Genomic DNA, 12,798 nt, shown 5'->3' on the forward strand with positions numbered 1-12,798 from the left:
TCCGGCAATACATATCTTCCCTAATCATGCACTATAAAAGCTTGATAAAACGGCCTGACTTAAGTTTAAGTCAGGCCGTTTTATCAAATGTCATTTTTTAGACATTTTTTCCTACATGCATCTAACAGATATTTTTTTGCAAACATATTACAATGCAATTACAATATATTATGTTTTAAAAGTAGTATTTGGCACACTACATGCTTAATAAAAAATAAGACGAGTAAAAAGAACTGACTAAACACAATATAAAAAAAGGCGAAAGCCATTAAAAATAAGAGTCATTCTTAAATCCGTCTTCAAAAAAATGATCTGGAACAATAGGCGAGTGCAGGACTCGGCAGAAACGAACAGCTTAGAAAAATATAATTAACACAAGCGATTCTGCCTCCCTCCCGCGATTGATCCGGACATTTTTTATTTCAAAAAAATATGATTTTATAGTACTGATTTACAAAACAGCTAAATCAAATATTGCCCTGATTAAATTCTCCTGATATCGATTCCTGCCATGACACAGGAAAAATTTACAAATCCTTTCAGCATCGTACTTTTCGAACCTGAAATTCCACCGAATACAGGAAATATTGCCCGACTCTGCGCCGGAACAGATACTCCTCTTCATCTGATTAAGCCTCTTGGATTCTCTATCTCAGATAAACACCTTAAGCGTGCAGGCCTCGACTACTGGCCAAGCGTAAAACTATCTGTATGGGAAAACTGGCAGGAATTCAAAGATAACGCTGAAATTGGCAGGCTCGTAACCACCAGCTCTAAACGCGGAACCTCTTTATTCAAATTTAATTTCGAAGCTGGTGACTGTCTTGTCCTTGGACCGGAAACCCGTGGTCTGCCAGAGTGGATGTTTGAAGAACTTAAATATGCAGTCAATATACCCACCACGAACAATGTGCGTAGTCTCAACCTTTCCACTTCAGCAGGAATTCTGCTCTATCAAGCGCTATCCTGCCTTGATGTAGATGTCAGCTTCAAGTAGAGTTAACAACTGCTTATGCTGACTTTTTTAGCTCATAAAATGGCCAGGAAAAGCTTAACAACTCTTCATAATATATAATATATTCAGTATATTGAACTTAATATTGCACTTTCTTGCATAACATAGCTTCAAGCGGTATGTTGCCCTTTGTAATCAAATTCATTCTGGAGATTTTATGCGACTTCTTATTACCGGCGGATGTGGTTTTATCGGGACAAATTTTGTTTACCTCATGCAGGAGAGACACCCCGACTGGAAGATTTTCAATCTTGATAAGCTGACCTATGCCGGGAATCGCAAGAATCTGCTGAAGCTGGAACAAGACAATGACTCTGACTACACATTCATTCAGGGTGATATCTGCGATAAAAATTTTGTTACGTCCGTATTACACGATTATAAAATCGAAGCGGTTGTAAACTTTGCCGCGGAATCACATGTAGATAGATCAATTAATGATCCAGCACCTTTTTTGACCACCAATACCCTCGGTGCGCAAAATATTATGGAATGTGCGCGTAAAGCAGGTATTGAAAAATTCGTCCATGTTTCAACGGATGAAGTATATGGCACACTCGGCCCAGATGATCCGGCATTTACTGAAGAAAATCCGCTGGTACCGAACAGCCCTTATTCCGCATCCAAAGCTGGTGCCGATCTCATGGCCAGAGCGTACTTTGAAACATACAAATTTCCTGTATCCATCACTAGGTGCTCCAATAACTACGGTCCCTACCAGTTTCCTGAAAAACTTATCCCGTTAATGTTCATCAAAGCTACAGCAGATGAACAACTGCCCATATATGGTGACGGCTCTAATATCCGTGACTGGATTTATGTTGATGACCACTGTACAGGCGTAGAACTCACCCTGCTGAAAGGTAAACCCGGCAGCGCTTATAACTTTGGCGGAGCAGCTGAGAAAACAAATCTTGAGCTGGTTAAAGAGCTTCTTACTATTCTCGGAAAAGATGAATCTCTGATAACCTATGTCAAAGACAGACCCGGGCATGACATGCGTTATGCCATGGATTACACTCTGGCAGAAAAAGAACTTGGCTTTAAACCCGCCATCTCGTTTGAGCAGGGCATTCGTAAAACAGTTGAATGGTATCAAAACAATACAACGTGGCTTGACGATGTTCGCAGCGGGGCATACCGCGAGTTTATGGACAATTGGTATGGAGAGCGATAATGATTGATTTAGCAGGTAAAAAGGCAGTTATTTTAGGTGGACGTACAGGACTTCTGGGACAATCCCTGACAGAAAAATTACAAGATCATAAAGTTATAACTGTCCCCCTTTCCCGTAAAGACTTTGATCCCTCAAATATGGACTCTCTGGCAGCACTTCTCGAAAGAGAGAATCCTGACTTTATCTTCAATACTGTGGCCTATACAATGGTCGATCAGGCTGAAGATGAAGAAAACAATGCCCACCTGCTAAACACAACCCTGCCCGTAACGATCGGAAGACTAGCCAAACAATGCAACTGCAAACTGATTCATTACAGTACAGACTTTGTTTTTGACGGTAAAAAAGATTCACCATACACTGAAGAAGATAAAACAAATCCGCAATCTGTATACGGATCAACCAAGCTTGACGGAGAAGAGAAACTTCTTGATCTAAATTATGATAACATCCTCATAATCAGAACTGCATGGCTGTTCGGCCCTAATAAAACAAATTTCGTACACAAAATTTTGAACTTCGCCAGAGAACGTGAAAGCCTGAGCGTTGTTCATGACCAAACAGGTTCTCCAACCTACACTCCGGACCTTGCGGAGTACACAATCGCACTTATTAAAAATGAAGCTGCCGGAGTCTTCAATGTTGTTAATTCCGGCAAGGCCAGCTGGTGCGAACTGGCTACTGAAGCGGTCAATTGTTCCGCAATTAACTGTCGTGTTGATGCTGTACCTACAAGTGCCTACCCAACTAAAGCAAAGAGACCGCCCTACTCAGTTCTGGATACCTCAAAATTTACAGAGGTAACTGGAATTACTCCGCGCCCGTGGGTTCAGGCTATGAGAGATTACATCTACAACGATCTCAAAAACCATCCAGAAGATCGATGAATTAAAAATGAAAAAAATATCCCCTAAACTTCTGCGGGATTCTATCCAGCTTGCAATGACATTGTTCTGCATCTGGGTAGGATACCGCTTTTATCTTTTCTACGAGTTCATGATTGGAAAATCAGACATAGCCGTAGCAAAACCGGGTGCAGTAGAAGGTTTTCTTCCGATCAGCGCCCTTTTATCACTTAAACAACTCATAACAAAAGGCGTATTTGATGAAGTTCATCCCGCAGGACTGACTATCTTCATTGCCGTCATAGTCATGAGTCTGATCGTGCGCAAAGGTTTTTGCGGTTATCTATGTCCTGTTGGATTTATTCATAACCTGCTCAACAAAATCGGTCGTAAGATGAAAAAGACCGTAACAGTCAAGGGCAAAATTGAGTTAATACTTCTAATTCCCAAATATATTCTTATAACCCGCTTAGTTTACGGCATCTTCGTAAAAATGAGCGGCCGTGAACTGGATACTTTTATCCATTCCTCATACAATTTCACAGCGGAAGCAAAAATGATGCTTTTCTTCGCTGACTTAAGCATCAAGCCTGCTATAGTAATCTCTATTCTGCTAATTCTTGGTATAATTATACCGTACTTCTGGTGCCGATTTATTTGCCCTTACGGGGCATTACTCGGCATTTTTGCCAAAATATCACCCGTCGCAATAAAACGTGATACGAAGTCTTGTATAAGTTGTGGAAAGTGCAGTAAGGCATGTCCCGGGGGCATAGAGGTAGATATTAAAGATACTATCAATTCAGCTGAATGCATAGGCTGCGTCCAATGCATAAATGCCTGTCCGGTTGATAACTGCATAACACTGACAGACAGACTCAGCCGTATTAAACTTCCGTGGTACACCGTTGCCGCAGGATCAGTATTCATACTGCTGATATACTACTTTGCTGCAAGAATAACTAATCACTGGGACTCTCCATATCCCATAGAGATGTTACGTAATTACTATATGCAACTTTAATAAAATGGGCAGATTCTGAAATTATATTTCAAAATCTGCCCTTCTTTATGTCTCACATTCTAATGTAGAATCACCTCGAAACGGCCCAGTTTAAACTGGGCCAAACGCTCTTAGCAAAGTCTACTTAATATTTTCACTACGCCATGCTTCAAATAATTCCATAGCGCGTTCACCGTAAAGTTCTTTGCGAATTCGTTTAGGTGCTCGTTTTTTAAGTGCGGGCATCAATCCGAATTGTACATTTGAAGGCTGAAAATTTTTCTTTTTCTCGCGTAAATGGCCAAGTAAAGCTCCCATGGATGTTTCCTGCGGAGGAGCTGGCAGTTCGTTACCTTTAATTTGCTCAGCCAGCATTAACCCAACCCATAAACCGCATGCAGCAGATTCAAGATAACCTTCTACACCTGTAATCTGTCCAGCGAGATGAATCCTCGAATCAGATTTAAGGGCTAAGTGTTCATCAAGAACCTCAGGAGCATTTACATAAGTATTACGATGGATAGATCCCATACGTAAAAATTCAACATTTTCAAGACCGGGAATCATACGAAAAATTCGTTTCTGCTCGGGATATTTGAGTTTTGTTTGAAAACCCACAAGGTTGAAAGAAGTTTTCTCTTTATTTTCAGCACGAAGCTGGACAACAGCATAAGCCTGCTCTTCAGTACGAGGATCGATGAGGCCCACGGGTTTAAGTGGACCGAATGAGAGAGTCATATCGCCGCGATCAGCCATTTCTTCAATAGGCAGACATCCTTCGAAATGAATTTCTTTTTCAAATTCGCGTGGCACAACTCGTTCACCGGATTTAAGTTCTGTAAGAAACTCAAAATACTGCTCTTCTGTCATGGGACAGTTTAGATAATCATCATCTTCAGGCTTGTAACGTGAGCCATAAAAAGCAACATCCATGTTAACGGAATCACGGCTGACAATAGGAGCTATGGCATCATAAAAATATAAACGCTGATTACCTATCTTTGAAATCAGGCTGTCAGTAAGCGATTTAGAAGCAAGCGGTCCTGCGGCAACTACAATCTTAGCGTAATCAGCCAGAGCAGGGTCATCAATAGAGGTTATCTCTTTCCTGATGACGTTGATAAATTCTTCTGCTTCAATGGCTTCAGTAACCAGTTTTGAAAAGATTTCCCGATCAACGGCAAGAGCTGAACCGGCAGGTACACGGGACTGCATAGCGGCTTTCATAAGCACAGAATCAAGAGATTCCATTTCTTTTTTAAGCACACCGATAGCTGTGTTCAGCTCGCCTGACCGCAATGAATTTGAGCAGACAAGTTCAGCCAGTCCCGGCAGATGGTGAGCCTCCGAATATTTATCCGGCTTCATTTCATAGAGATCAACATAAATTTGAGCTTTTGCAAGCTGCATAGCACATTCACACCCGGCCAGACCGCCACCGATTACAGCAATTTTATCCACTTAACGTACTCCAAAGTCGATTGAATTTTTCAGTTATCTAAATTACTACTTAGCTAAGAAGTAAAAAGTTTGTACATTCGCCTTCTGCGCAGCAAAAAAAATTTAAAATACAGGCATATTTTGTTTATGACCGCACCAATATTACAAATTAAAAATCTGACAACATCATTTGCAACTCCTAACGGGATCATCAAAGCTGTGGATAATGCCACTATCGACTTAGGGCAAGGAGAAACTTTAGCTGTTGTCGGTGAATCGGGCTGCGGCAAGACAGTTCTCTCACTTTCCATCATGGGGCTTATACCCGATCCTCCGGGTAGAATAACAAATGGAGAAGTCATTTATCAAGGTAAAGACCTTGTTAAGCTCAGTGAGAAAGAAATGCAGAAAATCAGAGGAAATTATCTTTCCATGATTTTTCAGGAACCCATGACTTCGTTAAACCCAGTTTTTAAAATAGGTGATCAAATCGGTGAAACACTAAGACTACACAAAGGTCTTACGAAAAAAGAAGCTCAAGATGCAGCCGTTGATGCCTTAAAGCTGGTAGGTATGCCCAATCCTCATAAACGTGTAAATAATTTCCCTCATGAGCTTAGCGGCGGTATGCGCCAGCGGGTCATGATTGCTATGGCTCTGGCCTGCTCTCCTGAAATACTTATAGCTGATGAACCGACCACTGCACTTGATGTAACCATACAGGCTCAGATATTGCGATTGCTCGACGAGATGAAACACAAAATGAACGGTTCACTCATGCTGATTACTCACGATTTAGGAGTGGTAGCCAGAGTCGCGACACGTGTTGCTGTAATGTATGCTGGACAACTGGTTGAATGCGCGAACATAAGAGATCTTTTCAAAACCCCGCTGCACCCATACACACAAGGATTACTGACTTCGGTTCCCGTACTGGGGAACAAAGCAGAACTAAAGCCCATACCGGGAAATGTTCCAGCTCTTAACAATCTCCCAAGTGGATGCCGATTTAACCCGCGTTGTAAAGCTGCCATGGATATATGCCGTGAGCAAGCCCCGCAATTACAAATGAAAGAAGGCAGAACAATACGCTGCTGGCTTCATGAATAGGTATACTGGAATACATAATGAGTAAGAATATCCTCGAACTTAAAGATATTAAAAGACACTATCCTGTTAATAACGGTATTTTTTCACTATCAAAGGCAACGGTAAAAGCCGTTAACGGTGTTACTTTAGTTGTCAAAAGCGGTGAAACACTCGGACTTGTAGGTGAATCAGGGTGCGGCAAATCCACTCTAGCACGTTTACTTACAGGACTGGAAGTACCGAATTCAGGCTCTATCATTTTTAAAGATAAAAGTCTGAGTGACTGGCCTGCATCAGAACGCAGCTCCATGATACAGATGGTATTTCAAGACCCATACTCGTCTCTCAATCCCAGACAGAAAGTTGGTAAAATTATTTCTGAAGGGATGCGCATCCATCACACAGGAAGCAGAAAAGAAATTAACGAACGAGTGGAAGAATTGCTGATACAGGTAGGTCTGAGGCCTGAGCATTCCAAGCGTTATCCACATGAATTTTCAGGTGGTCAACGCCAGAGAATCGCAATTGCCAGAGCAATAGCCATGAATCCTGACCTGATTGTATGCGATGAACCTGTCTCAGCCCTGGATGTTTCAGTGCAGGCTCAGGTACTTAATCTGCTGAAAAAAATTCAAAAAGAATTTGACCTCAGCTACGTTTTTATATCTCATGACCTTTCCGTTGTTTCACATATAAGCGACCGCGTAGCAGTTATGTATCTGGGAATGCTTATGGAGATTGCCCCGGTCGAAGAGCTGTACACTACCCCGCTCCATCCATACACACAGGTATTACTTAAAGCCGTGCCGATTCCTGATCCTGATTTGCCGGCTGACGATGTAAAAATTTTGGGAGACATGCCCAGTCCAATTTCACCGCCTTCCGGCTGTCCATTTCATCCACGCTGTCCTAAAGTTATGGGAATATGTTCTCAGAAGCCGCCTGCGTTAAAAGAAATGGAAAACGGTCATTCAGTATTCTGCCACTTGTACTAAGTAAAATTCAAATAATTTTAAAAATATTACCCCAGAAACAGGAGAAGCAAATGATATCCAGAGATGATGCGTTTAAACTGCTTAAAGACAATACTCCCGAAGAAAATCTGATTCATCATGCTCTTGAATCAGAAGCTGTAATGGGTGCGCTGGCAGAAAAACTTGGGCAGGACATTGAATTATGGTCAAGAACAGGACTCTTACATGATCTAGACTACAGTTCAACATCTGACCAGCCGGAAAAACATGGCCTTATCTCAGCTGAAATGCTCGAAGGTAAATTGCCTGAAAATGCTATTAAAGCCATCAAAGCACACAATGGAGAGATGACCGGGGTTCAACCTGAAAGCGATTTTGATTATGCCTTACGCTGTGGTGAAACCGTAACAGGATTGATTCACGCCAATGCACTAATTCGCCCTGAAAAGATGGAAGGGATGAAAGCAAAGAGCTTAAAAAAGAAAATGAAAGCCAAAGCATTTGCTGCCAGTGTCAGCCGTGAAATTATAAATGAATGTGAAAAGATAGGTCTGGAACTTAACGATTTTTTCACTATTTCCATTGCAGCTGTAAAAAATATCGCACCGGAAGTAGGTCTCGGATAACGAACGAAAAGCTATGAACGAAAAAGTCCCCGGAAGCTTATGCCTCCGGGGACTTTTTTTAGAATGTCTGCTTAAACAAATCTTCACTTGAACCTGTTCCGCTGCCTCCGGAATCACCATCCGCTCCGACAGACGTCTTGGTCGGTTGCGTTCCTTCCTTAAAAGGCAGAAAGAATGTTTCTTTAGAGTCCGGTCCGGCAAGAAGCCCGGAAGCGGAATCAATTTTGGATATGACCACTCCGTCAGGCTGCGGAAAATCAGCATAAGGATAATCTTTTTCAACTTTCTTACGGTAGGAAACCCAGATAGGGCTTGCTGCACGTGATCCTGTTTCCCATTTCCCCATCGGGGTAAGCTGATCAAATCCGACAAAAACTCCAGTCAGCAGATAAGGAGAAAATCCCATATACCAAGCATCCTGCTCATTATTTGTCGTTCCGGTTTTACCTGCAACAGGTCGTTTAAGAACTTTAGCGCGCCACCCAGTTCCGTGCTGCACAACCTCTTTAAGCAAAGAGCACATGATATATGCAGTCTGCGGGCTGATAGCTTCGGTAATTTCAGGCTTGGATTCATACAAGAGATCTCCCCATGCGCTATTTACAGAAAGAACCAAGCGTGCATTTACCCTTGATCCACCTCTTGCAAAGGTTGAATATGCTTCAACCATATTAATAAGTGTTACGGATGCTGAACCGAGTGCAACAGATAGATCTCTTGGAAACTCGGTTTTGAGTCCCATATCTTTTGCCCGCTGAATAATTTTATCAATACCCAGCTTACGGGCCAATCTGATGGTTACCAGATTTCTGGATTTTACCAGAGCTGTTCGCAGTAATGTCGGGCCATAAAAGACACCTTCAAAATTTTCAGGCTTCCAGAGCTTTCCGGCTTCCATATCGGTATAAACAAACGGCGCATCCATCAGAATTGAAGCCGGAGTAAAACCATTATCCATTGCTGTTGAATAAACAATTGGTTTAAAGGCAGATCCGGGCTGTCGTTTAGCCTGTACAGCTCGGTTAAACTGGCTTTCGCCAAATGAATACCCACCGACCATAGCAAGAACTTCACCATTTGTGGGGTCCATGGAGACAAGTGCGCCCTGAACAACAGGCTTTTGAACAAGAGATACAAGCCAGCTCACATCACCAAGTTTATCTGTATCAGGATCAACCTGATTAAAGTTTACTTCGCTGCCGTCTTTGAAAAAGGCTTTATCCAGCTTTGCCCATACAACATTACCTTTTTTCAAAACCTTAGTTGCATCTTTGACAGGACGGACATCTTCCGGTGCTTTTTTAATATCAGGAGTACGGCACCATTTCATGGATGTAACAGGCATTTTTGCCGCATATTTACCGAATTTAACTAAAGCTTCTTTCTTGGAAACCTTGGTGACCAGAACTTGAACCCATTTTCCGGGCCGAAGTTCAGATTCAGGAACGATCTCAGAGCTTAAAAATCCAGCATACTCAGCAGGCTTGAGTTCCTTAAGAGGACCTCTGTACCCACGACGCAAAGCCGAATTTTCAAGTCCCGCTTTTACTGCAGCTTCCGCAGCATCCTGATGCTTCAGATCACAGGAAGTATAGACATTGAGTCCGCCGTTATAGACAGTGTCCTCGCCGAATTTCTCAATAAGCCAGCGACGAACTTCTTCAAGGTAGTATGCTCCATGTTGCCATGAAGGATCTTCCATACTCTTATAAACCAGCGGCTGATCGACGGCGATATTATACTGGTCTCGACTGATCCAGTTATGTTCAAGCATCTGGCCCAACACATAAAGCTGGCGGGCTTTTGCCTTTTCAGGATGCTTATACGGGTCATAGCGACTCGGAGCCTGCGGTAAACCTGCAAGAAGAGCGCACTCTGCAACAGTTAACTCGCTGACGTGTTTACCAAAATAAATCCGCGAAGCAGCTTCAACACCATACGCCCCTGCACCAAGATAAATCTGATTAAGATAAATGGTCAGGATTTCATCTTTTTCAAGATAATGCTCCAACCGAAAAGCTAAAATAGCTTCTTTAAGTTTGCGTTTATAACTCTTTTCAGGAGAAAGCAGTAATCTTTTGATAATCTGCTGAGTTATTGTACTTCCTCCCTGTGTGCGGGAACCTTTCTTAAGGTTAGCCACGAATGCACGAGAAATAGCAGTAAAATCAACGCCATCATGGATATAAAAAGAAGCGTCTTCAGCGGCGAGAAAAGCCTTAGGCAAAAGCGGTGTCATTTCATCCATACGGACCAGAAAACGCTTCTCTTTATAAAAATATCCCAAGACATTGTTGTTACGGGAATAAACGGTAGTAACCAGAGGGGGATTGTAATCGGTAATATTTTTAAAACCGGGCAGATCACTGGAAGCCCAGTAATATAATCCGCCAACAGCACCTACTCCGAGGATTCCCATTATCAACAGAAAAAGAAGTGAAATCTTATATATTTTTTTCATCTGTAATTCTCATAGAGAAGCTGTGAAAAGACAGCTTTCAGATACAGTATTAAATTTGAGCCAGAAATTTTTATGCAGCGTTATTATTCTGAATGCGGCGCAAAGCCCCATGCAATTCGAAGCTCGCTGTGTAGTAAACGAACTTTTGACTGTGAAGTTGCAAAGGCGTTAAAAAGTTTCCCCGGACTTTTATTTTCCTGCTGTGCGAGACATCTATCAATCTCAAGAATTGTTATCTGTCCATTTTCAGCAGTCCAAAAAGGAAAAAGACGACAGTATAAAGGACGAGCCTTCTGCGGTATCATACACCCCTGCTCACCTAAAAAAACACATCGTCCCATTCTGTCCACTTCCAGCCGGTAATGCATACCGCCCGGAGGGAAAACATCCCTGATCGTTCGGCGCTGATCAGGAAAAAGTCTCAGTAAATTTTCAATAAACAATGCGGTATTCGGCTGCGAAGCAAAACCGCCTAAATCGGGAACGCATTCTTGAATGCGTTCCCGTTCATAATCAGATACAGGAAAACAGACTTCCTCAGTTCCAGGAGTAAGTTCACAGCATGTCGGCCCCTTGGCTCCACAGCGAGCACATACAAATGGGTCTTTCATCTAGATAACCACCCCTCAAAACCTAAGATTACATTCCGTCCTCAAGACACATCTTACGATGCCCTTTACAAGGAGGAATAGGATATTCACCGGTAAAACAGGCAAGACAATATGAATCACGTTCTCCAACAGAACTCAGTAAACCGTCAATGGAGAGGTAGTGCAAGGAATCAAGTCCGAGGAAACGTGCAATTTCCTCTTCAGTGCTGTTTGCGGCTATAAGTTCACCCTTGGATGAAAAATCGATACCGTAGTAGCATGGAAAGCGGATTGCCGGGCAACTTACACGCATATGAATTTCACGTGCGCCGAGTTCTCTAAGCTTTTTGATTCTTGTACGGGTGGTTGTTCCGCGCACAATAGAATCCTCAACAATCATAATGCTTTTACCCTTAATCATGGACTTAACAGGATTAAGCTTCACGCGTACGCTGAAGTCACGCATATCCTGAGAAGGCTGAATAAAAGTTCTGCCCACATAGTGGTTACGAATCATAGCCAATTCGAGAGGCAGACCTGATTCCTGAGAATAACCGACTGCGGCATAGTTTCCCGAATCAGGAAACGGCATGACGAAATCAACATCCTGCGGCATCTCGGTTGACAGAACTGCCCCCATCTTCTTGCGACGCTCATAAACAACTTCACCGAAAACAGTGGAGTCCGGGCGGGCAAAGTAGATAAGCTCAAAAATACACTGACGCTTAGGAGCAGATTCACAGTAAGTATAAGAAGTCAGTTTACCGCCTTCTACAACAACCATTTCGCCCTGATTAAGAGGACGAATTTCTTCTGCATCGATAAGATCAAATGCACAAGTTTCAGATGCAAAAACATAATTATCACCAACACGGCCGATTGCCAGAGGGCGGAAACCATGCGGATCTTTTACAGCGATCATTTTATCATTGGCCATAATCAACAGTGAAAATGCACCCTTAACCTTGCGGCAAGCCATCATAATAGCTTCTTCGATGGTGTTTTCACCAAGATTTTTGGCAATAAGATGAACAAAAACCTCAGAATCCATAGTGGTCTGAAAAATAGACCCCTGAGCCTCAAGTTCTTCACGAAGTTCCATTGTGTTCACAAGGTTTCCGTTGTGAGCGATAGCCAGACGCAAATCACCGAAACGGACAATGAAAGGCTGAGCATTTCTAATGAGAGATGCCCCGGTAGTGGAGTAGCGAATATGGCCGATGGCGATATCACCTTTAAGCTCTTTACCCAGATGACGTTCATTAAATACGTCCGCAACAAGGCCCATACCTTTCTGTTCACGAATTGTACCGCCGTCCCAGGTTACAATACCGGCAGACTCCTGTCCGCGATGCTGCATTGCATAAAGGCCGAAATAGGTCATTCTTGCTGCTTCGGGATGTCCGTAAATTCCGAACAGTCCACAATATTCTTTTTTCATCTTCTTTGCTCTTGCATTAACTGCGTGTTAGAAAATATTATTCCGCTTATCAAGATAGTCTTAAAATTATAAATTTAAGTGTCCTGACAAAAAAAGGAAAAGGACCGGAGCTTTACGCCCGGCCCGTTATTTTCCAG

11 protein-coding genes are annotated in these 12,798 nt (G+C 42.6%); 7 read left to right on the top strand and 4 right to left on the bottom strand.

Translation table 11 applies throughout. From position 1 onward, the window contains the following. The first annotated feature begins 511 nt into the window (after positions 1–511). From H589_RS0115965 to H589_RS0115980, 4 genes are all read left to right on the top strand, one after another. The gene (locus tag H589_RS0115965) at positions 512–997 is read left to right on the top strand and encodes a tRNA (cytidine(34)-2'-O)-methyltransferase (protein ID WP_027722952.1); all 486 of its coding nucleotides are present in this window, start codon (positions 512–514) and stop codon (positions 995–997) included. Between the two features lie 175 nt (positions 998–1,172). Further along, entirely contained in the window at positions 1,173–2,192 is a 1,020-nt protein-coding gene (gene rfbB / locus H589_RS0115970; protein WP_027722953.1) for a dTDP-glucose 4,6-dehydratase, read from the top strand. Then, on the top strand, positions 2,192–3,079 hold the full coding sequence (gene rfbD / locus H589_RS0115975) for a dTDP-4-dehydrorhamnose reductase (protein WP_027722954.1): 888 nt from the start codon (positions 2,192–2,194) through the stop codon (positions 3,077–3,079). Before rfbB ends, rfbD begins: the two co-directional genes overlap by 1 nt. A gap of 7 nt (positions 3,080–3,086) precedes the next feature. After that, positions 3,087–4,061: a 4Fe-4S binding protein gene (locus tag H589_RS0115980; RefSeq protein WP_027722955.1), complete on the top strand. Its 975-nt coding sequence runs from the start codon at positions 3,087–3,089 to the stop codon at positions 4,059–4,061. Between the two features lie 120 nt (positions 4,062–4,181). Here the strand turns inward: H589_RS0115980 and trmFO are convergent, their stop codons facing one another. Next, positions 4,182–5,501 carry a methylenetetrahydrofolate--tRNA-(uracil(54)-C(5))-methyltransferase (FADH(2)-oxidizing) TrmFO gene (trmFO, locus tag H589_RS0115985; protein ID WP_027722956.1) on the bottom strand — a complete coding sequence of 440 codons (1,320 nt, stop codon included), beginning with the start codon at positions 5,499–5,501 and terminating at the stop codon, positions 4,182–4,184. Between the two features lie 126 nt (positions 5,502–5,627). Between trmFO and H589_RS0115990 the strand changes: the two genes are divergently transcribed. Genes H589_RS0115990 through H589_RS0116000 form a run of 3 tightly spaced genes read left to right on the top strand, consistent with a single transcriptional unit; the run spans position 5,628 to position 8,169 of the window. Next, positions 5,628–6,590 carry an ABC transporter ATP-binding protein gene (locus H589_RS0115990; RefSeq protein ID WP_027722957.1) on the top strand — a complete coding sequence of 321 codons (963 nt, stop codon included), beginning with the start codon at positions 5,628–5,630 and terminating at the stop codon, positions 6,588–6,590. Between the two features lie 17 nt (positions 6,591–6,607). Continuing rightward, a complete protein-coding gene (locus tag H589_RS0115995; protein ID WP_027722958.1) occupies positions 6,608–7,564 on the top strand; it encodes an ABC transporter ATP-binding protein in 957 nt (318 codons plus the stop codon). Positions 7,565–7,614: 50 nt separating this feature from the next. Then, complete coding sequence (locus H589_RS0116000) at positions 7,615–8,169, top strand: HDIG domain-containing metalloprotein (protein ID WP_027722959.1); 555 nt, start codon at positions 7,615–7,617, stop codon at positions 8,167–8,169. A gap of 58 nt (positions 8,170–8,227) precedes the next feature. Here H589_RS0116000 and H589_RS0116005 read toward each other — a convergent pair whose 3' ends face one another. The 3 genes from H589_RS0116005 to purF form a co-directional block, all read right to left on the bottom strand. Then, entirely contained in the window at positions 8,228–10,630 is a 2,403-nt protein-coding gene (locus H589_RS0116005; protein WP_027722960.1) for a penicillin-binding protein 1A, read from the bottom strand. A gap of 83 nt (positions 10,631–10,713) precedes the next feature. Beyond that, positions 10,714–11,241, bottom strand: coding sequence for a YkgJ family cysteine cluster protein (locus H589_RS0116010; RefSeq protein WP_027722961.1), 528 nt, complete (start codon positions 11,239–11,241; stop codon positions 10,714–10,716). A gap of 28 nt (positions 11,242–11,269) precedes the next feature. Further along, on the bottom strand, positions 11,270–12,661 hold the full coding sequence (purF, locus tag H589_RS0116015; protein WP_027722962.1) for an amidophosphoribosyltransferase: 1,392 nt from the start codon (positions 12,659–12,661) through the stop codon (positions 11,270–11,272). Between the last annotated feature and the right edge of the window lie 137 nt (positions 12,662–12,798).

Source organism: Maridesulfovibrio zosterae DSM 11974 (assembly GCF_000425265.1).
GTDB lineage: Bacteria > Desulfobacterota > Desulfovibrionia > Desulfovibrionales > Desulfovibrionaceae > Maridesulfovibrio > Maridesulfovibrio zosterae.

What these genes read in the sequence shown, in the direction of transcription:
- H589_RS0115965 (WP_027722952.1), top strand. Translation starts at nt 512, where the DNA reads ATGACACAGGAAAAATTTACAAATCCTTTCAGCATCGTACTTTTCGAA.
- rfbB (WP_027722953.1), top strand. Translation starts at nt 1,173, where the DNA reads ATGCGACTTCTTATTACCGGCGGATGTGGTTTTATCGGGACAAATTTT.
- rfbD (WP_027722954.1), top strand. Translation starts at nt 2,192, where the DNA reads ATGATTGATTTAGCAGGTAAAAAGGCAGTTATTTTAGGTGGACGTACA.
- H589_RS0115980 (WP_027722955.1), top strand. Translation starts at nt 3,087, where the DNA reads ATGAAAAAAATATCCCCTAAACTTCTGCGGGATTCTATCCAGCTTGCA.
- H589_RS0115990 (WP_027722957.1), top strand. Translation starts at nt 5,628, where the DNA reads ATGACCGCACCAATATTACAAATTAAAAATCTGACAACATCATTTGCA.
- H589_RS0115995 (WP_027722958.1), top strand. Translation starts at nt 6,608, where the DNA reads ATGAGTAAGAATATCCTCGAACTTAAAGATATTAAAAGACACTATCCT.
- H589_RS0116000 (WP_027722959.1), top strand. Translation starts at nt 7,615, where the DNA reads ATGATATCCAGAGATGATGCGTTTAAACTGCTTAAAGACAATACTCCC.
- H589_RS0116005 (WP_027722960.1), bottom strand. Translation starts at nt 10,630, where the DNA reads ATGAAAAAAATATATAAGATTTCACTTCTTTTTCTGTTGATAATGGGA.
- H589_RS0116010 (WP_027722961.1), bottom strand. Translation starts at nt 11,241, where the DNA reads ATGAAAGACCCATTTGTATGTGCTCGCTGTGGAGCCAAGGGGCCGACA.
- purF (WP_027722962.1), bottom strand. Translation starts at nt 12,661, where the DNA reads ATGAAAAAAGAATATTGTGGACTGTTCGGAATTTACGGACATCCCGAA.